Origin of the sequence: Actinoplanes sp. NBRC 101535 (assembly GCF_030269225.1) — a bacterium.
Lineage (GTDB): Bacteria > Actinomycetota > Actinomycetes > Mycobacteriales > Micromonosporaceae > Actinoplanes > Actinoplanes rectilineatus.
Genome location: NZ_BSSY01000027.1, coordinates 1 through 23349 on the forward strand (window position 1 = coordinate 1; position 23349 = coordinate 23349).

The window sequence follows — 23349 nt, forward strand, 5'->3', positions numbered from 1 at the left end:
AGTCAAGCGGAGTTCCTGGTTCTGGGTTGTCTTGGAGTGACAAACCTTGATACCGGAACTCCGCTTCTTACTCCCCGATCAACACACCCCTTGACCAGCCACACCAACGCCTAACTGAACGGCGTTGGGTCTAGACACCTTCGCAGTCAGGGTCTGCCTGCGTGGTGACTTCGGGCGCGCTGACCACCCGAAAACACCACACCCCCACGGGTGTGGTGAATTGGGGCGCGCAGCGCGCCCGTATTCACCACGCCCCCACCGGTGTGGTGATTTGGGGCGTCCAGCGCGCCCGTATTCACCACACCCACAACAGTGTGGTGATTTGGGGCGTCTAGCGCGCCCGTATTCACCACACCGCCACGGGTGTGGTGAGTTGGGGCGTCCAGCGCGCCCGAAATCACCACGCGGACGGGCTTCGCACCCTGACTGCGAAACGTGTCTGGATCTGGACACGTTCCGACATCGACTGAGCCGTTCGCGGGGACGCAGTGTCGCGGTGGTGGGCCGGCCGGGAGAGACAGCTGATCGATGGCGTCCTCCAGTGCGTCGAGCGCCGCGGGTGACGGCCCGCGGGTCCGCGTCGGCGTATCACCGTCACGATGCCGCTGACGGACCCGCCGGGGCGTCGGCCGGGAAGTCGGTCGAGCGGGACAGCCGCTCCCAGGTGGCGATGTCGTGGTCGACGGCGGCCCGGCCGGCGCGGACGACCGTCAGCGCGTCCGATCCGAGGATCAGATGGCGGGGCGGCTCGGGCACGTCCAGGATGTGCAGGACGGCGGCCGCCGCGCGGGCCGGGTCGCCGAGCTGCCGGCCGCTGGCGTCGCGGCGGGCCTCGCGGATCGGGCCGAAGAGGTCGTCGTAGTCGGCGATGGTCCGCGGTGCCCGGGTCATCGACCGTCCGGCCCAGTCGGTGCGGAACGAACCGGGTTCGATCGCGGTGACGTGGATGCCGAACGCCGCGACCTCCTTGCCGAGGGATTCGAGGATGCCTTCGAGGGCGTACTTGCTGCCGCAGTAGGCGGAGACGCCGGGGAAGCCGGCCAGCCCGCCCATCGAGGTGACGGCCAGGATGTGGCCCCGGCGACGTTCGCGCATGTACGGCAGCACGGCCTGGATGGTCGCGGCGGCGCCGAAGACGTTCGCGTCGAACTGGGCGCGCAGGGCGGACAGCGGGGTCTCCTCGAAGGTGCCCTCCAGCCCGTACCCGGCGTTGGCGATCAGCACGTCGGCCGGGACGTCGCGCAGGGCGGCGAAGACGGCGTCGTCGTCGGTGACGTCGAGGATCCGGGCCTGTGCCCGCTGCGGGTGCCGGGCCTCGAAGGCGGCCGCGTCGGCGTCTGTGCGGACGGTCCCGACGACGGTGTGGCCGGCGTCCAGCGCGGCGACGGCGATGGCCTGGCCGAGGCCGCTGCTGACCCCGGTGATGAGGATGGTGGGGGAAGTCATGCGGCCAGCGTGTACCGGCGGCGGTCCGCCAACCAGGACGTGACGTACCCCGGCACCGCGACAGGGCAGACCCTAGCCTCGGGGGATGACCGGCAACGACCTCGGCGAGTTCCTGCGCGCCCACCGCTCCCGGCTGCGGCCCGAGGACGTGGATCTTCCGTCGTACGGGCGGCGCCGGGTCGCCGGGCTGCGGCGCGAGGAGGTCGCGGCCCTGGCCGGCATGAACGGCGACTACTACGCGCGGCTGGAGCAGGGCCGCGAACGCAGCCCGTCACCGCAGGTGCTGGCGGCGATCGGGAACGCCCTGCGGATGGACGGCCCGGCCCGGGAACACCTGTACCGGCTGGCCGGCGCGGTCCCGGACGGTCGGCCGGCGCCCCGCGAGACGGTCACCCGGCCGCTGCGGCACCTGCTCGACGGGTACACCGCGGCCCCCGCGTTCGTCCTCAACCCGGCCAAGGACGTCATGGCGGCCAACCCGCTCGCCGAGGCGCTGTTCGCTGCGTTCGAGACATTCGCGACGGCCGGCAACCTGGCCCGGATGACGTTCCTCGACCCGGCCGCCCGGCGGTTCTTCCGGCGGTGGGACCGGTTCGCCGCGTCGATCGTGGCCGGGCTGCGCCACGCCGGTGGCCTCTACCCGGACTACCCCCGCCTGTACGAGGTGGTGGGTTCGCTGCGCGCGGAGAGCGAGGAGTTCGCCGCGCTGTGGGCGTCGCCGACCGTGTACGGCAAGACCCAGGACGCCACCGAACTGCAGCACCCCGACGTCGGGCCGCTCGCCCTCGTGTCGCAGTCCTTCGACGTACGCGGGGCGGCGGGCCAGCTCCTGGTCGTCTACCAGCCCGAACCCGGCAGCCGCTCGGCCGAGGCGCTCGCGCTGCTCGGCTCCCTGCACGCCCGTTCCGGTGGAAAGGGCATCCGACCGTGAGCCCGGCGATACCGCAGAGTAAGGGTTCGGGGTCTGGTGGGCGGCGGGACGGTGCTTGGCGCGTACACCAGGAGGGGTGCGGGAAACGGTCAGGAGGTGGCGCGGGAGGACCAGGCCGACCACAGCTGGGCGTAGCGGCCCCCGGCGTCCACCAGCTCCGCGTGTGGGCCGTCCTCGACGATCGTGCCGTGTTCCATGACGATCACGCGGTCGGCGGCCGCGGCCTGCGTCAACCGGTGGGCGACCACCAGCGCGGTCCGGCCCTGCAGCGCCGCCGTGGCCGCCGACTCGAGGTCGCGGGCTCCGGCGCTGCCCGCCTCGGCGGTGGCCTCGTCCAGGACCACGACCGGCGGGTCGAGCAGGACCACCCGGGCCAGGGCCAGTTGCTGTGCGCGGGCCGCCGTCAGCTGGAAACCGCCGTCGCCGACCACCGTGTCCAGACCGTCCGGCAGGGAACGTGCCCAGGTCAGCGCGCCGACCCGGTCCAGGGCGGCGGTCACCTCGTCGTCGGTGGCGGCGGGGCGGGCCAGGCGCAGATCTTCCGCGAGGGGGCCGGCGAAGACGTGCGTCTCCTGGCTGACGATGGCGATCGTCTGGGCGGTCAGGTCGGCGACCGGGATGCCACCGACGGTGACCTGGCCTTTCTCCGGGCGCAGGATGCCCGCGGCCAGCGACGCCGCGGTGGTCTTGCCCGCGCCGGTCGAGCCGACCAGGGCGACCAACTCGCCGGGGGCGACGCGCAACGACACGCCGTTGAGGACCGGGGCGGTGCCGTCGTAGCTGAAGCTGACGTCGTCGAGGGCCAGGTCCCGTCCGGCGGCGGCCTGCCCCGAGGACCGGTCCTCGGTCTCCATGCCGATCACGCCGACCAGCCGGGCCAGGCTCGCCCCGGCGTCCTGGGCCTTGTCGAAGGTGACCATCAGCATGGCGATCGGGTTGAACAGCCGGTGGAACAGCAGGGCCGCCGCGGACACCTCACCCACAGAGACATCTGCCTGGTGTACGAGGAGGAACCCGGTCACCAGCACCGCGGCGAGTCCGGTCAGCTCGGCCCGGTTGATGCGTCCCACGAAGCGGGTGTAGAGCGCGAACACCCGAACCGAGATGTCCCGGGCGTGGGCCGACGCGCCCTCGATGTCGGCGAGGTGCCGGTCCTCGAGGCGGTAGGTGTGGACGGTTCGCAGTCCCTGCATGCCTTCGACGAACAGCTGGGAGCGGGCGGCGATGGCCACCCGTTCCGCCGCGTAGGAGGGTGCCGCCTTCGGCAGGTACCACCGCAGCGCCAGGGTGTAGAGCGGCACCGCGACCGCCCCGGCCAGGCCGAGCCGCCAGTCGATGCCGACCATGGTGGCGAGGCTGAAGACGGCGAGCAGCACCGCCGAGATCATGCCGGGCAGTACGTCGGAGACGGCCTTGTCGATGGCGGTGATGTCCGCGCCGACCCGGGACAGCAGGTCGCCACGGCCGGCCCGGTCGAGGACCTGCGCGGGCAGGCGCAGGGCCGTGCCGACGGTACGCTCGCGCAGCCCGGCCAGGATCCGCCCGCCGAGGCGGCTGATCAGATATCCGGAGAGTCCGGTGGCGCCGCCGCCGACGATCGCCGCGACGACGATGGTCACCGCGATCGGGAGGATCGCGCCGGTGTCGCCGCCGCCGCGGATGCGGTCCACGAGCAGGCCCAGCGCGTACGCCGGAACCGTCGACGCCGCGGCCGCGACCGCCCCGGCGAGCAGGGTGAGGGCCGTCGCGCCCTTGCGGGCCCGCAGCTCGGCGCCCAGCCAGGCACGGCTTTCCCGGGGTTCGGCCACCGGCAGCAGCAGGGCACTCATCGCAGAACCGTCCGTCGGTAGGTGTCGTCGCCGGCGCTGAGCGCGGCGTGCGGGCCTTCGGCCGTGACCACGCCGTCGCCGATGACGACGACCCGGTCCGCGGCGGCGAGCAGTGCCGGGCTGGTGGTGATGACGACAGTGCCGAAGCCGGTGCCGGGGCCGTGACGCAGGGCGCGGATGCCGTCGGCGATGGCCTGTTCGGTCACGGCGTCCACGGCTGTCGTCGGGTCGTGCAGCACCAGCAGCGGTGGCCGGGCGAGCAGGGCGCGGGCCAGGGCGACGCGCTGGCGCTGGCCGCCGGAGAGGTTCGCGCCGCGTTCGCTGACCGGGGCGCCGAGTCCGTCGGCGTGCAGGTCGGTGACGCCGTCGGCGGCGGCCGCCCGCAGTGCCGCGGTGAGGTCGTCGCCGCCGGTCGCGGCGAGGTCGATGTTGGTGGCGAGGGTGCCGGTGAACAGGTCGGTGCGGTGCGGTTCGACGTGCAGCAGCCGGCGGGCCCGGGAACGGTCCACGGACTCGAGGCGTTCGCCGCCGAGCAGGATGTCGCCGGCGTACCCGTCCGGGATGGACAAGACGGTGACCAGCGCTTCGGCGTCGGCGGGCCGGTGGGCGACGACACCGACGAACTCGCCGGGCCGCACGTGCAGGTCGAGGCCGGCCAGCGAACCGTGGGTGACGCCGGCCAGCCGCAGGTCGCACGTGTCGCCGGACGGGTCGGCGACGCCCGCGGGCAGGATCAGCCCGGCGGTGACGACCGAGGCGACCCGGTCCGCGGCGGCCCGGGCGGCGGCCACCCAGCTGGGCACCACGGCGAGGGTGCCGAACGGTTCGATGAGGAACTGCGCGGAGCCGATCACGGTGATGAACTGGCCGACGGTGATCCGGTCGGTGAGCGCGAACCAGCCGGCCGCGATGGCGATGCCGCCGGCGAGCAGGGTGCTCAGCATGGTCGAGCCGCTCAGGTAGGCGTTGGTGGTGCGGGACGCGCGCAGGGTGGCGTCCAGCGACCGGCGGCTGACCACCCGGTACCGGTCGGCGGCGGCGTTCTGCGCGCCGATGCCGCGCAGCGGCCGCAGTCCGGTGACCAGGTCGGTCGCCAGTGAGCTGGCCCGCCCGGCCTGTTCCTGCTGGTCGGCGACCCGGCGGCTGATCAGCGGGCCGGTCAGGTTGAGCACGGCCAGCACGATCGGGGTGGCGATCAGCACGATCAGGCCGAGCGGCGGCGAGATCAGCAGCAGGGTGACCGCGCTGACCACGACCGCGATCAGGGCGCTGGCGATCCGCGGGATGTGGTCCAGGAAGTACGAGGTGTAGTCGGCGTCGATCGTCGACACGGCGAGCAGGTCACCGGCCCGCCGGTCGGTCCGCAGGCCGCGCGGGTCCAGGATCCGGGCGGCGACCTCGACCCGCAGCCGGTGGCCCTCCTCGGCGATGGCCCGCTGCAGGAACCGGGCGGCGTAACGGTAGGTGACCGCGAGGACCAGGAAGAGCAGGGCGAGGGCGCCGACCCAGGTCAGCAGGGCGGTCACGTCACCGGTGGCCACCGCGCGGTCGACGATGACGCCGATGAACACCGGCACGAGGGCGGCGCAGAGCTGATAGATGCCGGACAGGCCGGTGCCGGTCCAGAGGCGCCGGCCGTTGCGCGCCACGGCCCTGGCCAGGATCGCAGTGCCGGGTTTCGTGTTGCTGGGCACTGCGGGACTCCCTCATCGACCTCACCCACCGAGCGGCTTAGGCTAGCCTAACCAGGGTGAGCCGGAACAACCGGATGGTGCGGTGCGAGGCCTTCTTGCGGTACGCGTCGTAGCCCGGCCACTGATCCAGCACCAGTCTCCAGAGCCGTTCCCGCTCCTCGTCACCGGCCTCACGCGCGGTGACCGTCATCTCCCGGCCGTCGAGGGTGACGGTGGCCTCCGGGTTCGCCCGCAGGTTCCACGACCAGGCCGGATCCTTCTCCCCACCCCAGTTCGACGCGATCACGATCAGGTCGTCGCCGTCGCGGACGAACTGCAGCGGCTGGCTGCGCGGCAACCCGCTGCGCCGGCCGACGGTCGTCAGGATCAGCGACGGCGCCATGCCGAGGGCGACCATCCGGCCACGCGTCACCCGGCCGAGCCAGCGGTCCACACCGACCAGGCTGCGGGCGGCCGGCGTGAAACCGGGCAGGGCGCTCGCCGCCCGCCAGAGCCTTCTCCAGACGATCATCCGTGCAGGATAGTCATCGATGCCCGGGCAGCGTGCCGAGGCCGTCCTCCCCGGATCCGCCGGCCGCGGCTCCAGGTGGGGCAGGGTCCGGCCGTGCCATCAGCGGCCCCGGTCGTGCCATCATCGGCGGGTGCGCCACGAGGAACGCCTCCCGACCCGTACCCCGCAGTCCCGGGCCTTCGCCGACCGGGTGCAGGCCGCCATGACGCTGAGCGCCCGCCTCAACGCCCTGCCGTTCGACGACCTCCCCGCACGGCGCGCCCTGCTCACCGAGATCTTCGGCGGCCCGGTCCCCGAATCGCTGTCCGTCCTGCCGCCGTTCCACTGCGACTACGGCCTGAACGCGACGTTCGGCGAACGCGTCTTCATCAACCAGGGCTGCTATTTCCTGGACTTCGGCGGCATCACGATCGGCGACCGCGTCCTGATCGGCCCGCGGGTCACCCTGACCACCGCCGGGCATCCCGTCGACCCCGGCGAGCGGTTCGCCTTCATCACCCACGCCCCGATCGTCATCGAGGACGACGTGTGGATCGGCGCCGCCGCGACCATCACCTCCGGCGTGACGATCGGTCACGGGTCGGTGGTGGGCGCGGGCGCGGTGATCGCCAAGGACGTGCCGCCGCTGACCGTGGTCACCGCCACCAGCCACATCGAACGCCGGCACCTGGGCGCCGTTCCGGATCAGACGTGGTGAAGGGCCAGGACCAGGCCCGCGACCAGGCCGGCCACAGCCGCCACCATCCCGCGTCCATCGGTCCGGTGTAACCTTCGGCGGCGGGGCACACCGGATGCGGCGGCTGTCGTCGGCGGCCCTACCATCCCGACCATGACGCGTACGACGCCGCCCCGCCCGCTGGACATCACCGCCCATTTCCCGGAGCTGAGCGGGTATGCGACGACCGCCACCCGCCTGCACCCCCGGCCGGGCGAGCCGTCCTCCGCGGAGAGTTCCGTCGGCGGGCCGCTGCTGTGGCCGTCCGGCGAGGAGTGGCCGGTGTGCACCGACGCGGACGCGCACGACGTCTTTCAGATCCAGACCCCGGACACGGTACGCCGCAGCCGCCGCATCTACGCCGCGGCGACGGCGCGGGCCGCCGCCTCCGGGGAACGGTACGCGCTGACCGACGCCGAGCGGGCCGAGCTGGCGTCCGTCGAGTTCACCGAGCCGCACGACCTCGTGCACCAGCCGATCCCGCTGGTGCCGGTGGCGCAGCTGTTCCGCTCGGACGTTCCGGATTTCGCCGGGCCGGAGGGGACCGACCTGCTGCAGGTGCTGTGGTGCCCGCTGGACCACCCGTCGGAGGGGCACAACCCGAAGGTCCGGGTGTTCTGGCGTTCCCTCGCGGACATCACCGACCCGTTGATGGTGGCGCCCACCCCGCCGGCCGTCAACGAGTCGTACCTGCCCACGCCCTGCACGGTGTCCCCGGAACAGGTGCGGGAGTTCCCGTACGGCGGTCTCCTGCCGATGCAGCTCGACGACCGGATCCGGGTGTGGGAGAAGTCCCTCGACGGGATCGCCTACCAGCGTGACCTGTCGCTGGCGCCGGGCTGGAAGGTGGGCGGTTTCGCCGACTGGTCGCTGACCGATCCGCAGCCGGTCGACTGTGCCGAGTGCGGCAGTGCGATGCTGCTGCTGTTCACCGCCGACTCCACCGAGTGGGAGGGGCAGGGCGGCAGTTGGCGTCCCGTGGACGAGCCGGGCGGCGCCGCGGCCAACCCGGTCGACGTGACCATCGGGCGCGGGTACGCACTGCACGTCTTCCGCTGCCCGGTGTCGTTCGAGCACCCGCCCGCCACGGTCATGCAGTAGCGCGTACCCCGGAAAGGGTCTGTTCTCGGAGGATGTCGGCGTGCCCGCAGTGCTGGGCCAGCTCGCGGAGCACGTGCAGGTAGACCCAGCGCAGCGGGAGCGGACCGCGACGGTTGCCCAGGATCATGTCGTCCAGGGCGAGCGGCGCGGTGTGGCGGCGGGAGTCCGCGCAGGCCGCGCGGTAGGCCGCCTGGACCGACACGATCGTGTCGGACTCGTGCAGGACGAACGACTCGTCGGGTGAATCCGGGATGCCGATCTCGGTGCGGGGGCGGCGCGTGATTCCCTCGTCGAACCAGACCCGTTCGACGAAGGTCGCGTGTTTCACCAGGCCCAGCAGCGTGGTGCGGGAGGGTACCAGCCGAACCCGGGCCTGAGCTTCGGAAAGACCGGTGAGGCTGTCGTGCAGGGATCGACGGTGCTCGTCGAGGAAGGCCTCCCACTGCTCGCGCAGGTCGTGCTGGAAGACATCGGCCGAGGTCAAGGTCATGGAAACAGGATAGGTCCCGGGTTAGTGCCAACCCCGGATGACCTCACAGCTGCTTCACAGCCGCCGGTGTCTGATGTGCGCAGAGCGGCCGGGTCACCGCGGCCGCCGGACGGGGAGGAAAGCATGACAGAGGCACAGAGACGGCACCGGTTCCGGTGGCCCGCAGTCGGCGCTGCCGCCGGTGTGGTGGTGCTGACCCTCTCCGGTGTGGGGGTCGCCGAGGCGGCCACCGCGCCGCCCGCGCTGAGCTTCGTGGCGGCGACGCCGAACGTGACCGCCGAGCGGTACGACGCGGAGGGCGAGTTCTACCTCTCCCTCGACCTGGGCCTGCACGCCATCGCGGGCAAGGACGCGTTCGAGGTGCGGGCGAAGCGCACCGGGTACGACAAGCCGATCACGGCGACCCGCACGGTCGTCAAGAACGGCAAGAAGACGCAGGTGAAGCTGCCGGCCGGGACGGTGAAGGACTTCACCGGGCTGAAGGATTTCACCACGATCACCATCAAGGACAAGGCCGGTAAGACGGTCACGTCCTACCAGACGTCGTTCTGCGGCAACGCGTACTCGTCGGGCCGGACCCGGCGGGACGCGCCGGCGACGAACCCGTACCCGACCCGGTGCGGCGGGGAGAACCCGTTCACGCTGGGCGCGGTCTGGGGTGTGCAGGCGGGCTGGGACGCGGTGGTGGCCGACCAGCCGGCTTCGGTGAACGGTCTGAAGAAGGTCAAGGCCGGCAAGTACACGGTCACCGCGACGGTGAACGCCAAGTACCAGAAGATGTTCGCGATCCCGGCGAAGAAGGCCACCGCCAAGGTGAACCTGACCGTCGTCGACGTGAAGTTCGACGAGGAGAAGCTGGCCGCGGCGAAGGCCGCGGACGCCGCGACGAACCCGGGCGTCGCCGCGCAGGTGGCGTCGGAGCACGACCTGCACGACGGGGAGGGCGACGCGAGCCGCCAGGTCTCGTCGTTCCGGCCGGAGTTCCGGGCGGCGGCCAGCCGCCCGGCGACCTCCGCGAAGGCGCCGGCCGGGCCGCGCCCGGACCTCAAATCGCTCCCGGCCTGGGGGATCTCGCTCACCCAGGGGGAGGACGAGAAGACCGGCAAGGCCAACGGCAAGTGGTACGTGAACTTCGGCGCCACCGTGTGGAACGCCGGATCGTCCCCGCTCGTGGTGGACGGTTTCCGCCGTACCGGCACCGAGCTGATGGACGCCTACCAGTACTACTTCGACGCCAAGGGCAAGCAGGTCGGCTCGAAGGCGGCCGGCACGATGGAGTGGGACGCGCGCGAGGGCCACATGCACTGGCACTTCACCGACTTCGCGCAGTACAACCTGCTCAAGGCCGACAAGAAGCTGGCCGTCCGCAGCGGCAAGGAGGCGTTCTGCCTGGCCAACACGGATGCGGTCGACTACACCATCAAGAGCGCCAAGTGGCGTCCGGACAACACCGACCTGTCGACGTCCTGCGGGGCGAACACGGTGGTGGCGGTCCGCGAGGTGCTGGACATCGGCAACGGTGACACGTACAGCCAGGACCGTCCGGGCCAGTCGTTCGACATCACCGGCCTGAAGAACGGCACCTACTACATCCAGGTGCTGGCCAACCCGTCGAAGCGGCTGTCCGAGCTGAGCACCACCAACAACTCGGCACTGCGCAAGATCGTCATCGGCGGCACGGCGAAGAAGCGCACGCTGAGCGTTCCGAAGGTCAACGGCATCGCCGGCTGATCATCTGCTCATCACGGAGCCCGGATCCCGCGTGGGGTCCGGGCTCTGCCGTGCGGGGTTGCGCCGTCCGGACCGTGGTGCCACGGTCTACGTCCATGGACGTGATGATCGGCGTCGCCGACGCGATGCCCCGCCGGCCCGGCGCGCCGGAGTCGCCGCCGGGCACCCGGTTCCACGACGGGCTGGCCGTGCGGGAGCACACGTTCCGGATCGCCGACACGGTGTCGGCCACGATCGGCGCGGGCGATCTGCCCGTCGTGACCGGCGACGACAGTGCGATCCTGCTGGGCTGCCTGGCCGGCGCGGGCCGCCACGAGCGGACCGGGCTCGTCCACATCGGCGGCAGCGCCGACTTCCGGCACCCCGGCAACCATGACTTCACCGAGCCGGGCGCCGCTGCCGACTCGAGCCTGGCGCTGGCCACCGGCCGTGGCGAGCTGCTCCTGACGGACTGGCCGGGAACCCTGGTCGCGGACCGTGATGTCGTCCGGGTCGGCGATGACGACGGGACACCGCTGCCGTTTCCCACCATCGGCGTCACCGGGCCCGCCACGACCGCCCGGCGGGTGATCGAGCTTCTCCCGGAGGTTCCCGCGCTGTGGATCCACGTCAACGGCGACGTGCCCGGAGTGCTGACCCTCCTCAGAGAGACGTCCCGTGTGGTGGGGATCAGCAGATCGTGAACGGCGACGGGCTCTTCGACCCCCTGATCGGCACGTGGCGGACCCGGATCCACTACCTCACCTCGGGTCGCGAGGTGGACGGCGACTGGGAGTTCGGTCCCGCCCTCGACGGCCGGGCCGTCCTCGACGTGTGGCGCGTGCCGTCCGCGACCGTCCCGGTGCCCGACGCCGACCGTGAGGTCGGGCTCTGCGTGCGGATCTGGGATCCGCGGCTGCGCCTGTGGCGTTTCACGTTCCATTCCACCGCGACGACAACCGTGATCAGCATGTACGCGCGAGCAATCGGTTCCGAGATCATCCTCGAGCGGGCGGTCGCGGACCGGATCGAGCGCTGGGTGTTCTCGTCGATCCGCCCGGATACGTTCGCCTGGCGCAGCGACATCTCCGTCCGGGGCGGCGAGTGGTCCACCGTGCAGACCCTCACCGCGCGCCGGACCTGAGCCCGCCGGGCCCGCGTCACGCCCGGGATATCTCGGCGGATCACCGGGCATGCCATTCAGCTCAAGTCGTTCCTGAGCTTGCCGGGCGGTGGCTCCGGTCTCTTCGCGCGTCGGCATAGTTCAGTCACCCGCTGCTTCCGTGAGCCGACGACGTGATCGGTGGCATGACGGCCGACCCGGCCGTCGCTCACGGTCTGTTTGTAGGCCGAAAGCGGCCGTGGTCGACGGCTGGTGGTTACGGGCCGACGTCGGCATCCGGCGAGCGATTGATCAACACCGTGTCGCAGGTGGCGGCCGGCCACGGCTCCGGTGATCACGTCCGACGGCGGGCAGCCATGAAGGACGGATGACGCGACCCGGGGCGACGGTTTGGCCGGGTCCATGCCACTCGGCCTATGTTGCTGGGGGAGCGCACAAATATCCTGGTCAATCTCATGATCAACTTGGCGGGACGGCGGCGGGCCAGGGGGTGCCGGTGGCGGCGTCCCAGCGGCGGACCGCGGTGCCGTCCGCGGAGAAGAGCGTGGGCCGGCCGTCCACCGGCATGGCGACGATCGCGGTCGGGGCGCGGCGGTGGCCGTACAGCAACGGCCCGGACTGCTCGCCGGTGGCCGCGTCGAAACGGACGATCTGGCGGTCGACGGCGGCTGCCAGGTAGGTGCGGCCGTCCACCTCGTACGAGCAGAGCCCCGAGTTCTCGCCGACGATCTGGACGGGATCCAGGTCCGCGCCGGTCTCGGGATCGACCCGGCGCAGGATGCTGAGGCGTACGACCGCCCACCTGTCCTGCCCGTCCATCCGGTAGTGGACCGGCGGCGGGAGGTGACCCTCGAACGCGGGACCGGCCGGCCGGCCGCTGGACCGGTCGACGATCGTGATCCGCGGCTGGCCGTCCGGCCGGCGGTTGACCACGACCAGGTGCCGTTCGCCGGCGTCGAGCAGCTGCTCCCCGGGCCGGCACAGCACCGTCCCGGCCGGAGTTCCGGTACGCGTGTCGAATGCGGCGACCGTGCCGTCCGCGTACCCCACGAAGGCGGTGTCACCCGCGACGGCCAGCCCGTTCGACCGGGACCGCCACCACCGTGGCCACCGCCCGGGCCGGGTCAGCCGGATCCGGTGCCAGCGGGTTCCGTCCAGTCGCCACAGGACGGGGCCCGATGTCAGCACCCCGAGGCCCTGGTCGTCGGCGAACGGCACGACCCGCATCCGGGTTCCCCAGTGGTCGTGGCCGGCCGGGTGCGGCCAGGCGTCCGGCGGCCCCGGGTAGTCGAAGGTGTGCCGGACCGCACCACCATCCGGAGACCGGAACGCCAGCCCGGTCTCCTCCCAGGTGACCAGCAGGCCGCCCGCCACCGCGAGCAACCCGGCCGGAGCCGCCATCAGCGCGCGGGCAGTGCCCCGCCAGATTGGTTCCTCGGCGCCGCCCAGCAGGCGACCGGAGTCCACATCGTCGAGCAGTTGCTGCGGGGTGGACAGCTGAAATGCCGAGCGGCCCAGTCGGTGCGCCTCGAGCAGGTCGGGCCGGGCCGCGTCCACGGCGGCGCGCAGGCCGTCGACCATCGCGTCGAGTTCGTCGCCGGACATCGTGGGCCGGTCCAGGGCGGCGCCGACGATGCTGTCCACGAGTTCCAGGGCCGTCTCGCTGCCGACCCCGGACGGCTGGGCGGCGATCCGGGCCAGGAAGCCGATGACCGGGATCGCGGCCGGCCGGTAGCCCTCCGACTGCACGCAGGTGTGCACCCAGCTGTAGTCGTTCTCCCGGTCCTCCAGGACGGCGCCGATCCGGTGGTCGCTGTCGCCCTCCTCGGCGAGTTTCCGCAGCGCGGCGACGAGTTCAACGGCCTCGTCCGGGGCGAGCAGCCCGTCCCACAGTGCCGGGTCGAGCCCGTCGAGTGTCCCCATATCGATCATTATTCAGGTACCGAGTCCAGGGTGTACCGGCGCTGTAACAGGATCGCGGCGGTCATCAGGGCGGCCGGGAGCAGGGTGAAGCCTAGCCGGACGGCCGTCAGCGCCACCGGTGACTGGACGGCCTGGCCGACGGCGGTGGAGGCGACGAAGCCGCCGAGGGCCAGGCAGGCCGCGTACAGGTACGGGCCGACCGCGCCGCCGGTGGCCTCCGCGGCCGTCCACAGTCCGGTGTAGCTGCCGGCCCGGGCCGCGCCGTCCGGCCCGGCGGCGGCGATCACGTCCGGGACCATCGACAGCGGCATGAGCTGCATCGCGGCGAACGCGACACCCAGCACCACCATCGCCGCGACCGGGACGGTCAGGCCCACCCGGCCGCCGGTCGCCAGGACCAGCGCGCCGGCCACGAACGCGGCCTGGGCGGCCAGCAGGCAGCGCTGCTTGCCGAACCGGCGGGCGGCCAGCACCCACAGCGGCGTGGTCAGCACCGCCGGGGCCATGAACACCGCGACCAGCGCGGGTGTCAGGTCCGGCCGGCCGAGCTCGTACCCGGCGAAGTAGGGCAGCCCGGCCAGCACCAGGTTCATCGTGACCGCCATGGTCAGGTACGACGCGGTCAGCGCCCGGAAGTGCCGGTCCTGCCAGGCCGCCAGGAGACCGCCGGGGCCGCCCGGGGCGGGAGGCGGGGCCGGGGCGGCCCGGGTCAGGCGGCCCACCCCGAGGATCCCGGCCAGCATGGCGAGGAGCATGACCGCACCCAGGATCGCGGCCATGCGGGCGTAGTCGCCGGCGTCCGGGGCGCCGCCGGTGAGCAGTGGCGCGAGCACCCCGCTGAGCAGCACCCCGACGGTGATCACGGTGTTCCGGAAACCCATCAGCCGGGTCCGCTCGTGGTAGCCGATGCCCAGGTCGGCGGGGGTGGCCAGGTACGGCACCTGGTATCCGGCGTACAACAGGTTGCCGGCGGCCAGCGCGACCGCGACCCAGACCGCGGCCGCCGTGCCGTGCAGACCGGGCGGCACCGTGAACACCGCGACGAACGCGAGCGCCACGCCGCAGCCGGCCAGCATCAGCCGGCGGCGGTGACCGGTGCCGGCCCGGTCGGTGTCGGAGAGCCGGCCCACCCAGGGGTGCAGCAGCACGTCGGCGAGGTTCGGCAGCAGCAGCGCGAGACCCGCGACGGCCGGCGGCACGGCCAGCACGTCGGTGAGGAAGTAGAGCAGCAGGATGCCCGGCACGCTGACCCACACGCCCATCCCGATAGAGCCGGTGGAGTACGGGAGGATCACGGGAAGGGGCAGACGAACGTCTCTCACCGATGTCTCCGAACATAGTGGACAGTGTGGGGGTGCGGTTTCAGATTCTCGGCCCGGTGCGGCTGTGGCGCGACGGCGCCGAGCTGGATGCCGGGCCGCCGCAGCAGGTCTACCTGCTGGCGTTGCTGCTGGCCCGGGCCGGGCGCCCGGTCGGCACCCCGGAGCTGATCGACCTGATCTGGGGTGATGACGCCCCGGCCACGGCCCGCAACGTGGTGCAGAAATACGTCGGTGCGCTGCGTCGGATCCTCGAACCGGGGCTGCCGGCCCGCAACAGCGGCTCGTTCCTGCACCGGCGCGGGGACGCGTACCTGTTCACCGCGGGCCCGGACATGCTGGACCTGGCCGCCTTCCGGGAACACGTGGCGCTCGGCGACTACGGTGCGGCGCTGGACATGTGGCGGGGCCCGGCGGGCGGCGGTCTCGGCCCGGCGACGATCTTCACCTCGCTGGACGAGGAGTTCTTCCACGCGTGTACGGCCGCGGCCGCCCACGCCGTCGCCGGGGACCGCCCGGAGCGGGTGCTCCCCGGGTTGCGCCTGGCCGCGTCGATGGCCCCGTTCCACGAGCCGGTGCAGGCGGGACTGGTCGCGGTGCTCGGCGCGGCCGGCCGGCAGGCCGAGGCGCTGGCAGTGTTCCGGACGGTCCGTGAGCGGCTTGCCGAGGAGCTGGGCATCGACCCGGGACCGGCACTGGTCGAGGCCCACCGGCGGGTCCTGGCGCCACCGGAGCGAGGGGCGCCCGTGACACGGCGGTCCGGACTGGTCGGGCGGGCCGACGAGCTGGCGGTGCTGCGCCAGGTGCTGGGCGGCGCACCGACCGGGATCGGCGTGATCGAGGGCGAGCCGGGCGCCGGCAAGACCCGCCTGCTGCGCGAGATCGCCGCCGAGGCGGAAGGCGACGGGACGCTGGTCGTCTGGGGTTCCTGCCTGGAGGGGGACGGGACCCCGGCGATGTGGCCGTGGGAGCAGGCGCTGGGGGCGATCGTCGCGAGCCTGCCCGCCCCGGACCGCGCGGGGTGGCTCACCGGCGAGGCCGGCGCGGTGATCGCACCCCGGGAGGGCGCCTGGGACCTGCCCGGCGAGAACGCGCAGTTCCGGCTCTTCGAGCAGGTCGTCGCGTTGGTCGGCCGGGGCGCGTCGCGGCGGCGTACCCTGCTGATCCTCGATGATCTGCAGTGGGCGGACGCGGCCTCGCTGCAGCTGTTCCACCACCTGGCCGGCCGGCTCCCGGGCGGGACCGCGATGATCGTGGCGCTCCGCGACCGGGCGCCGACGGTCAGCACGGCGGTCTCCCGGGCGCTGGCCGCGGTCAGCCGGCTGCCCGGCCACCACCGGGTACGCCTCGGCCCGCTCGGCCCGGCCGACGTGGCGGCGCTGGTCCGCGACGAGTCCGGCGCCGACCCCGGTGACGACGTCGCGCACGCCATCCACGTGCGCAGCGCCGGCAACCCGTTCTTCGTCCGGGAACTGGCCCGGCTGCTCACCGAGTCCGGCGAGGCGGGCCTGACCGGGGTGCCGTCGACCGTGCGCGACGTGGTCCGCGACCGGATGGCCGGGCTCGGCGACCGGGCCCGCGACCTGGTGCACATCGCCGCGCTGATCGGCCGGGACGTCGACCTGCGGCTGCTGTCGCGGGCCGGCGGGGTCGGCGTCGCGGACTGCCTCAACCTGCTGGAGCCGTTGCACGCGCTGGGCCTTCTCGAGTACGCGACCGACGACCCGTCCGCGCTGCGGTTCGCCCACGACCTGGTCCGCGAGTCGGTCACCGAGACCACCCCGAAGCAGCAGGCGGTCCGCGGGCATCTGCGGGTCGCCGACGCCCTGGAACATGTCCACGCCGACGACGAGGTGGTGACCGAGCAGCTCGCCTATCACCTGTGGGCGGCCGGCCCGCTCGCCGAGCCGGCGCGGACCGCCGAGGCGCTGATCCGGGCCGGCCGGTGTGCCGCGACCAAACTCGCATTCGGCGCGGCGGTCCGGCACCTGCGGTCTGCGGTACGTGTCGCCTGCACCTCCGGTCTGATGGAGCAGGAGCTGGCCGCGCTGACCTTGCTGGCCGTCGTGGTGCGTCGCCAGTCCGGGTACGACGCCTCCACCGTGGACCTGCTGGAACGTGCGGAGTACCTGGCCGGGGCGCTGGGACGCGACGACGAGGCGGCCGACTTCCTGTTCATCCGGATGATGGGCGCGTTCACCGCGATGGAGAAAGACCGGGGACGGCTGGCGCTGCGGATGCGTGACCTCGGCCGGGACTCCACGGATCCGGCCGTGCAACAGTACGGCCGGCTGGCGTGGGGCCTGCACCAGTGGGACATCGGCCGGATCGGCGCCGCGTACCGGGCGTTCACCACGGAGCCGGCCGACGGCCCGGACCGGGAGACGCCGTTGCGCCGCGACGGCAGCATCCCGGGCGAGGGCCCCGGCTGGCGGGCGGTGACGACCGCCCTGCACGGCGACGTCACCGCGGCCCTGGCGGTCGTCGACGGGTGGGACGTGCCGGGGGACCCGTACGCCGCCTCGGTCTGGGTCTACTACACCACGATGATCGCCTCGATGGCCGGGGACGCCGGGACCGCGCACCGGGCCGGGCAGCGCTGGGCGGCCGAGGGCCTCGACCGGCTCGGCGCGCAGATCGGCCACTACGTCCGGCAGTGCCGGTGCTGGGCGCGGGCCCTGACCGGTGACGACCCGGCCGGCGCGGCGGCCGAGGCCGAGGAACTGCTGGCGGCCGGCCTGCTCGACCCGCCGCAGTGGGGGGCGGCCTACCACCATGGGCTGATCGCGGAGATGTGGCTGGCGGCGGGCCGGCTGGACCGGGCGGCGGACGCCCTGGACCGGGCCGGGCAGGCGATGGGCGACCACGGCCAGCGGTACGCCGAAGGTCTCCTCCTGCTCCTGCAAGCCCGCCTGGCGCAGGCCCGCGGCGAACCGGTCGCCGTGGTCCGGGCCGCGGCCGTCCGGGCACAGTCCTTCTCCGCAGCGTCCGGGGCGCACCTGTTCGCCCGGCGCGCCGAACGATGGGTGGCCGAGCTGTGACCGAACTGTCGGCGCTTGCCCGCGGGCTCTCCGCCCCGCGGGGTTTCGTGAACGCCGGCATGGCCGTCCCGGCGCCCGGGGCGATCCACCTGGTCGGCGGGATTCCCGCCCCGGAGGCGCTGCCGGTCGCGGCGATGGCGAGCGCGTCCGCCGCACTGTGGAGCGACCCGGTGGCGGCGACGGCGAGCCTGCAGTATTCGCCGGCCCCCGGCTCCGCGGTCCTGCGGTCCTGGATCGCGGAGCGCGAGGGCGTCGACCCGGCCCGGATCGTGATCACCAACGGCGGCATGCACGGCCTGATGCTGGCGGTGCTGACCGTCGTCGACCGGGACGCCACGGTCGCCGTGGACGACCCGGTGTTCCCCGGATTCCTCTGGGCGCTGGAGATCACCACCCGGCGGATCCTGCCGGTGCCGGTCGACGACGAGGGGCTCGACGTCGACCACTTGGCGGCCCGGCTGGCGGCTGGGGAACGGATCGCGGCGGCGTACACCGTGCCGACCTTCCACAACCCGGCCCAGGCGACGCTGTCCGCGCAGCGCCGGCACGCGCTGGTCGCGCTGGCCGACAGGTACGGCTTTCACGTCATCCTGGACGACCCGTACCGGGAACTGCGGTTCGCCGGCACCGACCCGGGGACGGCGATGCTGCACGCCTCCGATCGGACGATCCACGTCAACTCCTTCACCAAGACGCTCGGGCCCGGCCTGCGGCTGGGCTGGCTGGTGCTGCCGGACCACCTGGTCGACCCGGTGGTCCGGCTGCGGAACCGGCTCGACGTGCACACCGGCGCGGTCACCCAGGCCCTCGTGGAACGGCTCGTCACCAGCGGCGACGGCTGGTACGACCGGTTGATCCGCGATGCCGTCGCCCTCTACCGGGAGCGGGCCGCCGTGCTGCGCGACCACCTGCCGGACAGCCTGGAGACCCGCGCCCCGGACGGCGGCCTGTTCCTCTGGGCGCGGCTCACCGACGACCGCCTCGACCCGGCGGACGTGTTCCGGCGGGCGGCCGCCGCGGGTGTGGTCTACCAGCCGGGAGAGTTCTTCGCGGCAGACCCGAAGCAGCCGGGCCGGTCGGCGCGGTATCTGCGGTTCGCCTACGGTGACCGCACCCCGGCGGAACTCTACGAAGCGGCCCGGCGTCTGGCCCGGGCGATATGAACCGACCAGTAGTGTGCCAGCAGGCCGGCGCCCCACCCGAGGATCGACCAGATCGGCCAGAAGTGCAGGTCCGGAGTGAACAGCCACCACACCAGGGCCTGGATGAGGTTCGCCACGACGTAGCAGAGGGCGTGGATCTGCAGGCCGATCAGCGAGGGTTGCTTCATCGGGCGGCCGCCTTCTCGATCAGGGCCACCGCGGTGGCCGGGTAGGAGACGAACACCAGGTGTGAGGCGTTCTCGACCACCTCGACGGTGGCGCCGCAGCGCTCGGCCATGAAGTGCTGCGCGGCGGGCGGCAGGATCCGGTCCGCGCCGCTGATCAGCGTCCAGCTCGGGATCGTCTGCCACGCCTGCGCTCCGGCGGCCGGTTCACCCAGCGCGGCGCCGGTCGCCGGCCGCTGGGTGATCGCGTACAGCGCGGCCTGGTCGGCGGGCACGTCGGCGGCGAAGTTCGGGTGGAACACCGCCGGGTCGATGTAGAGGTCGGCCTGCCCGTCCGGCAGCGGCACCGGGCGCAGCGACTCCCCGACGGTGCTGCCGGGGAACCTCTCGACCAGGGACTGCACGCTCTCCCCGGCGGCCGGCACGAACGCCGCCAGGTAGACCAGGGCGGTCACCTCGGTGCTTCCGGCGGCGGCCGCGGAGATCACCGCGCCGCCGTACGAGTGCCCGGCCAGCACCACCGGGCCGTCGACGCTGTCCAGCAGCGCCCGCAGGTGTGCCGCGTCGGCGGACAGCCCCCGCAGCGGATTGGGTGCGGCTATCACCGGATAGCCCGCGGCCACCAGGCGCTGGGCGACGGCACGGAACCCGCTGCCGTCCGCGAACGCCCCGTGGACCAGCACGATCGTCGGTTTTCTGCTCATGGCCGGAAAGCTAGGACGGGCCACTGGACATCCACGGAACGCGCCCGTTCAGTGTCTGTTCCGCCGCCCCGGCCAGCCTGGGCGGATGATCGAACAGGAACAGGCCGACGTCGTCGTGATCGGCTCCGGGATGGGCGGCCTGGCCGCGGCCCGCACGATCGCCCAGTTCGGCGGTCACCGGGTGCTCGTCCTCGAACAGCACTACACCCTCGGCGGGATGACGCACGAGTTCACCCGGGCCGGCCGCTACTCCTTCGGCACCGGGCTGCACTATCTCAGCGCGGACGCCGGGCCGTTCCTGGACTACCTCACCGACGGCCGGATCCAGCTGCAGCCGCTGCCGGACGACTACGACATGCTGCACTTCCCGGACTTCGACTTCGCGGTCCCGGCCGGCGCGGACCGGCTCCGCGAACGGCTGCTGGAACACTTCCCCGGGGAGGCGGACGCGATCGACGCGTTCACCAGGACCACCCGCCGGGCGATGACCGGGCTGGCCGCGCACCACGTCCTCGCCGCGATGCCGGCCCCGGTCCGCCGTCTCGGCCTGCCGATCGTGGAACGGCTCTTCCCGTCCACCTACCGGTCGTCGGCGGAGCAGCTGGCCCGCAGCTTCCGCGACCCGCGCCTGCGGGCGGTGCTGGCCGCGCGCTGGGGCCTCTACGGCACCGCGCCGAGCAGCAGCGCGTTCGGCTTCCACGCCGCGGTCCCGCTCACGTTCTTCCGCGAGGGCACGGCACACCCCGTGGGTGGTCCGGCCGAGGTCGGACGGATCATCCTGCAATCCCTTGCCGGGTACGCGGTGACAGCACGCCCGCGGCAACGGGTGGACCGGATCGTCACCGACCGGGGCCGGGTCACCGGGGTCGACGTCACCGACACCGCCACCGGCCGCCGGTACCGGGTGGACACCGGCACGGTGGTGTCCGCGGCCGGCACCCGGAACACGTACGCACTGATCGGTCGCGGTCACGAACTGGCCGGGCTGCCGGCCGAGTCGTCGGCCGTCATGCTGTTCCTCGGCATGACCCGCTCCCCGGCGCGGTTCGGCGTGCACGGGGAGAACCACTGGTTCATGCCGGGCCTCGACGACGAGCACGGCATCGTGTACGTGTCGTTCCCGTCGCTGAACAACCCGGCCGCCCGGGCGCACACCGTCGAAGTGCTGGAACTGCTCGACCCGGCGGTGGTCGACCGCTGGACGGGCACGTCCCCGCAGCAGCGGCCGGACGACTACCGCGCGTTCAAACAGCGGATCACCGACCGGCTGCTCGACCGGCTGGAACAGCAGTGGCCGGGATTCCGGGCGGCGGTCGGGCACGCCGAACTGGCCACGCCGCTGACGTTCGAGACGTACCAGCACAGTGTCCGGGGCTCGTTCTACGGACTCGCCGCCACTCCACAACGACTCCGGTCGTCGCGGGCGGGGTCGCGTACCCGGATCAGAGGTCTGCATGTGGCCGGGCAGGACGCCTGGGGCTCCGGGGTGGTCGGCGCGCTCGCCGGGGGTCTGATGGCGGCGACCGCGGTACTCACGCCACGGCAGGCCGGGACGATGTGGCGGACCGTCCGGTCCACGCCGGTGCCGGACCGGAGGGTCCCGTGGGAGGGCTACCTGCGGGTGGCCGCCGTGGAGGATCTGACCGCGGACGTCCGGCGGATCCGGTTCGCGCCGTTGCGGCCCGGACCGCTGCCGTTCACCGTCGTCGCCGGCCAGTATCTGACACTCGACCTGCCGGTCGCGGTGGAACCGGTCGCACGCTCGTACTCCATCTGCAGTGGTCCTGACGAGCGGGGTTTCGTGGAGATCGCGGTGAAACGGGAGCCGGACGGTCTCGGCTCCGGATTCCTGCACACCGAGATCGCGGTGGGGCAGGCGCTGCGGGTCAACGGTCCGCACGGGACGTTCACGTGGACGCCCGGCGACGCGGCGGAGACACTGCTGCTGATCGGCGGCGGGATCGGTGTCACCCCGCTGATGAGTGTGCTGGCGGCGGCCGCCCACGCCGGCTGTCCGGGCCGGATCGTGCTGCTGGCCAGCCACCGCACCGCGGCCGGGGCGGTGTTCGCCGCCGAGCTGGCCGCCCTGGAGACCCGACTGCCCGGACTGCACGTGCGGACCGTGATCACCAGCCGCGACGGGCGGATCGGCCCGGGGGACCTGCGCCCGTACGCCGGTGCCGGCACCCGGGTCCATCTGTGCGGCCCGGCGCCGATGATGCAGGACCTGATCGGACACCTTACCGACCTCGGCGTGCCCCGCGACGCCGTGCACACCGAGGCGTTCGTGTCCGGGCGCAGCCGGCAGACCCGGCGGGAGAGAGCCCACGCGATCGCCCTGGCCGCCACGGCCCCGGTGTTCATGATCGGTCGCGCCGGCGACGGCCCGGGCTTCCCGTGCCGTCCCGGGCAGACCGTCCTGGAAGCGGCCGCCGACGCGGGCGTGCCGCTGCCACAGTCCTGCGGCGAGGGCTCGTGCGGCACGTGCCGGATCCGGGTGGTCGCGGGGGAGTGCGAGACCGACGGCCGGGGTCTGTTCTCCACCGCAGAACAGGCCGACGGGTGGACCCTGGCCTGTCAGACCCTGCCCACCGGCGACCTCGTCATCGGTCTCTCTCCCCTGCCTTCTCCCGCTGCCGGAAGCGTCCCGGGGCCAGGCCGTACTCGCGCCGGAACGCCGCCGAGAAACTGAACTCGGTGGCGTACCCGGACTGCCCGGCGATCTCGGCCAGCGGCAGACCGGTGTGCCGCAGCAGCCGCGCGCCCCGGTCCAGACGCGCCCGGGTCAGATAGGCCCCGGGCGTCTCCCCGGTCACCGCGGCGAACCGGCGGGTGAACGACGCCGGCGACATCCCGGCCAGGGTGCTCAGCTGCCGCACCGTCCACGGCTTCGCCGGGTCGTCCCGGATCGTGCGCAGCACCGCGGCGACCGGCGGATCCTGGACCGCCGCCGGATCCGCGCCGTCCTGCCACTGCCGCAGCAGATGGATCAGCAGCAGGTCGACCACCGCCGCCAGGGCGAGCTCATTACCCGGCCGCGGGTCGGCCGCGTGCTCACCCAGCAGATCGGCGAGCGTCCGCACCGCCGGGAAACGCTCGTCGTCGATGGCCAGGATGATCACGTCCGGGAGTTCGTGGAACAGCTCGGGGGCGGCACCGCGGTCCAGGTGGTAGCAGCACGACACGAAGTCCACGGCGCACACCTGCGGCTCCGGGGTCGCCTCGGCCGGCAGATCCGCGAACCGGGCCGGCGCGCCGGCGAATCCGTGCACCGGCCCGTGCGGCACGAACACGATGCTGCCCGGGCCCAGCGGCACCGCCGGACCGTGCTCCGGGACCAGCCAGGGTGATCCTTTCCGGACGATGTGCAGGCCCACCCCGTTCACCGCCGGGAACCGGACACCCCACTGTCCGGCGAACCGGCTGAGCCGCGCGACCGCCCGCCCGGCCCGGCTGGTGGCGACCGCCGCACTGATCACATCCAT

At 73.0% G+C, this 23349-nt stretch carries 19 protein-coding genes; 9 read left to right on the plus strand and 10 right to left on the minus strand.

Features of this window, described 5'->3' with window-relative positions; translation table 11 throughout:
- Positions 1-594: 594 nt before the first annotated feature.
- Positions 595-1446 carry an oxidoreductase gene (locus QSK32_RS41900; protein ID WP_045741095.1) on the minus strand — a complete coding sequence of 284 codons (852 nt, stop codon included), beginning with the start codon at positions 1444-1446 and terminating at the stop codon, positions 595-597.
- Positions 1447-1531: 85 nt separating this feature from the next.
- On the opposite strand from QSK32_RS41900, the gene QSK32_RS41905 reads away from it, so the two are divergent.
- Positions 1532-2377, plus strand: coding sequence for a helix-turn-helix transcriptional regulator (locus tag QSK32_RS41905; protein WP_045741094.1), 846 nt, complete (start codon positions 1532-1534; stop codon positions 2375-2377).
- Positions 2378-2466: 89 nt separating this feature from the next.
- Here QSK32_RS41905 and QSK32_RS41910 read toward each other — a convergent pair whose 3' ends face one another.
- The 3 genes from QSK32_RS41910 to QSK32_RS41920 are packed head-to-tail and all read right to left on the minus strand — an operon-like array spanning position 2467 to position 6411.
- Positions 2467-4206, minus strand: a complete 1740-nt coding sequence (locus QSK32_RS41910; RefSeq protein ID WP_045741093.1) for an ABC transporter ATP-binding protein — start codon at positions 4204-4206, stop codon at positions 2467-2469.
- On the minus strand, positions 4203-5900 hold the full coding sequence (locus tag QSK32_RS41915; protein ID WP_285475095.1) for an ABC transporter ATP-binding protein: 1698 nt from the start codon (positions 5898-5900) through the stop codon (positions 4203-4205). The genes QSK32_RS41910 and QSK32_RS41915 overlap by 4 nt, the downstream gene beginning before the upstream one ends.
- A gap of 37 nt (positions 5901-5937) precedes the next feature.
- Positions 5938-6411, minus strand: a complete 474-nt coding sequence (locus tag QSK32_RS41920) for a nitroreductase/quinone reductase family protein (protein ID WP_045741091.1) — start codon at positions 6409-6411, stop codon at positions 5938-5940.
- A 130-nt stretch (positions 6412-6541) separates the two neighbouring features.
- On the opposite strand from QSK32_RS41920, the gene QSK32_RS41925 reads away from it, so the two are divergent.
- On the plus strand, positions 6542-7108 hold the full coding sequence (locus QSK32_RS41925; RefSeq protein ID WP_285475096.1) for a sugar O-acetyltransferase: 567 nt from the start codon (positions 6542-6544) through the stop codon (positions 7106-7108).
- A 132-nt stretch (positions 7109-7240) separates the two neighbouring features.
- Positions 7241-8227 (plus strand): hypothetical protein, encoded by a 987-nt coding sequence (locus tag QSK32_RS41930; protein WP_045741089.1) that lies wholly within the window; start codon positions 7241-7243, stop codon positions 8225-8227.
- On the opposite strand, the gene QSK32_RS41935 is transcribed toward QSK32_RS41930, so the two are convergent.
- Positions 8217-8717 (minus strand): DinB family protein, encoded by a 501-nt coding sequence (locus QSK32_RS41935; RefSeq protein ID WP_285475097.1) that lies wholly within the window; start codon positions 8715-8717, stop codon positions 8217-8219. The two genes, QSK32_RS41930 and QSK32_RS41935, sit on opposite strands and share 11 nt — an antisense overlap.
- A 123-nt stretch (positions 8718-8840) precedes the next feature.
- Here QSK32_RS41935 and QSK32_RS41940 point away from each other — a divergent pair, with 123 nt between their 5' ends.
- The 3 genes from QSK32_RS41940 to QSK32_RS41950 all read left to right on the plus strand — a co-directional run bounded on the left by QSK32_RS41940 (position 8841) and on the right by QSK32_RS41950 (position 11571).
- Positions 8841-10448, plus strand: coding sequence for a lysyl oxidase family protein (locus QSK32_RS41940; RefSeq protein ID WP_045741087.1), 1608 nt, complete (start codon positions 8841-8843; stop codon positions 10446-10448).
- 95 nt (positions 10449-10543) lie between these two features.
- Positions 10544-11131, plus strand: a complete 588-nt coding sequence (locus QSK32_RS41945; protein WP_285475098.1) for an arginase family protein — start codon at positions 10544-10546, stop codon at positions 11129-11131.
- Entirely contained in the window at positions 11128-11571 is a 444-nt protein-coding gene (locus QSK32_RS41950; protein WP_285475099.1) for a hypothetical protein, read from the plus strand. Before QSK32_RS41945 ends, QSK32_RS41950 begins: the two co-directional genes overlap by 4 nt.
- Positions 11572-12009: 438 nt before the next feature.
- On the opposite strand, the gene QSK32_RS41955 is transcribed toward QSK32_RS41950, so the two are convergent.
- Both QSK32_RS41955 and QSK32_RS41960 read right to left on the minus strand, forming a co-directional pair.
- A complete protein-coding gene (locus QSK32_RS41955; protein WP_285475100.1) occupies positions 12010-13473 on the minus strand; it encodes a WD40 repeat domain-containing protein in 1464 nt (487 codons plus the stop codon).
- Between the two features lie 8 nt (positions 13474-13481).
- The gene (locus QSK32_RS41960) at positions 13482-14795 is read right to left on the minus strand and encodes an MFS transporter (protein ID WP_285475101.1); all 1314 of its coding nucleotides are present in this window, start codon (positions 14793-14795) and stop codon (positions 13482-13484) included.
- A 32-nt stretch (positions 14796-14827) separates the two neighbouring features.
- Here QSK32_RS41960 and QSK32_RS41965 point away from each other — a divergent pair, with 32 nt between their 5' ends.
- The gene (locus tag QSK32_RS41965; protein WP_285475102.1) at positions 14828-17833 is read left to right on the plus strand and encodes an ATP-binding protein; all 3006 of its coding nucleotides are present in this window, start codon (positions 14828-14830) and stop codon (positions 17831-17833) included.
- Entirely contained in the window at positions 17830-18996 is a 1167-nt protein-coding gene (locus QSK32_RS41970) for an aminotransferase-like domain-containing protein (RefSeq protein WP_285475103.1), read from the plus strand. The genes QSK32_RS41965 and QSK32_RS41970 overlap by 4 nt, the downstream gene beginning before the upstream one ends.
- On the opposite strand, the gene QSK32_RS41975 is transcribed toward QSK32_RS41970, so the two are convergent.
- Both QSK32_RS41975 and QSK32_RS41980 read right to left on the minus strand, forming a co-directional pair.
- On the minus strand, positions 18960-19163 hold the full coding sequence (locus QSK32_RS41975; protein WP_045741082.1) for a 2TM domain-containing protein: 204 nt from the start codon (positions 19161-19163) through the stop codon (positions 18960-18962). The two genes, QSK32_RS41970 and QSK32_RS41975, sit on opposite strands and share 37 nt — an antisense overlap.
- A complete protein-coding gene (locus QSK32_RS41980; RefSeq protein WP_285475104.1) occupies positions 19160-19864 on the minus strand; it encodes an alpha/beta fold hydrolase in 705 nt (234 codons plus the stop codon). The genes QSK32_RS41975 and QSK32_RS41980 overlap by 4 nt, the downstream gene beginning before the upstream one ends.
- A gap of 85 nt (positions 19865-19949) precedes the next feature.
- Between QSK32_RS41980 and QSK32_RS41985 the strand changes: the two genes are divergently transcribed.
- Entirely contained in the window at positions 19950-22556 is a 2607-nt protein-coding gene (locus QSK32_RS41985; RefSeq protein ID WP_285475105.1) for a 2Fe-2S iron-sulfur cluster-binding protein, read from the plus strand.
- Here the strand turns inward: QSK32_RS41985 and QSK32_RS41990 are convergent.
- Complete coding sequence (locus QSK32_RS41990; RefSeq protein ID WP_285475106.1) at positions 22468-23349, minus strand: AraC family transcriptional regulator; 882 nt, start codon at positions 23347-23349, stop codon at positions 22468-22470. The genes QSK32_RS41985 and QSK32_RS41990 overlap by 89 nt on opposite strands.

Bases quoted from the DNA above. Each gene is read 5' to 3' on its own strand.
- QSK32_RS41940 (WP_045741087.1), top strand. From the start codon at position 8,841: ATGACAGAGGCACAGAGACGGCACCGGTTCCGGTGGCCCGCAGTCGGC.
- QSK32_RS41945 (WP_285475098.1), top strand. From the start codon at position 10,544: ATGGACGTGATGATCGGCGTCGCCGACGCGATGCCCCGCCGGCCCGGC.
- QSK32_RS41920 (WP_045741091.1), bottom strand. From the start codon at position 6,411: ATGATCGTCTGGAGAAGGCTCTGGCGGGCGGCGAGCGCCCTGCCCGGT.
- QSK32_RS41905 (WP_045741094.1), top strand. From the start codon at position 1,532: ATGACCGGCAACGACCTCGGCGAGTTCCTGCGCGCCCACCGCTCCCGG.
- QSK32_RS41985 (WP_285475105.1), top strand. From the start codon at position 19,950: ATGATCGAACAGGAACAGGCCGACGTCGTCGTGATCGGCTCCGGGATG.
- QSK32_RS41930 (WP_045741089.1), top strand. From the start codon at position 7,241: ATGACGCGTACGACGCCGCCCCGCCCGCTGGACATCACCGCCCATTTC.
- QSK32_RS41935 (WP_285475097.1), bottom strand. From the start codon at position 8,717: ATGACCTTGACCTCGGCCGATGTCTTCCAGCACGACCTGCGCGAGCAG.
- QSK32_RS41980 (WP_285475104.1), bottom strand. From the start codon at position 19,864: ATGAGCAGAAAACCGACGATCGTGCTGGTCCACGGGGCGTTCGCGGAC.
- QSK32_RS41910 (WP_045741093.1), bottom strand. From the start codon at position 4,206: ATGAGTGCCCTGCTGCTGCCGGTGGCCGAACCCCGGGAAAGCCGTGCC.
- QSK32_RS41955 (WP_285475100.1), bottom strand. From the start codon at position 13,473: ATGGGGACACTCGACGGGCTCGACCCGGCACTGTGGGACGGGCTGCTC.
- QSK32_RS41900 (WP_045741095.1), bottom strand. From the start codon at position 1,446: ATGACTTCCCCCACCATCCTCATCACCGGGGTCAGCAGCGGCCTCGGC.
- QSK32_RS41975 (WP_045741082.1), bottom strand. From the start codon at position 19,163: ATGAAGCAACCCTCGCTGATCGGCCTGCAGATCCACGCCCTCTGCTAC.
- QSK32_RS41990 (WP_285475106.1), bottom strand. From the start codon at position 23,349: ATGGATGTGATCAGTGCGGCGGTCGCCACCAGCCGGGCCGGGCGGGCG.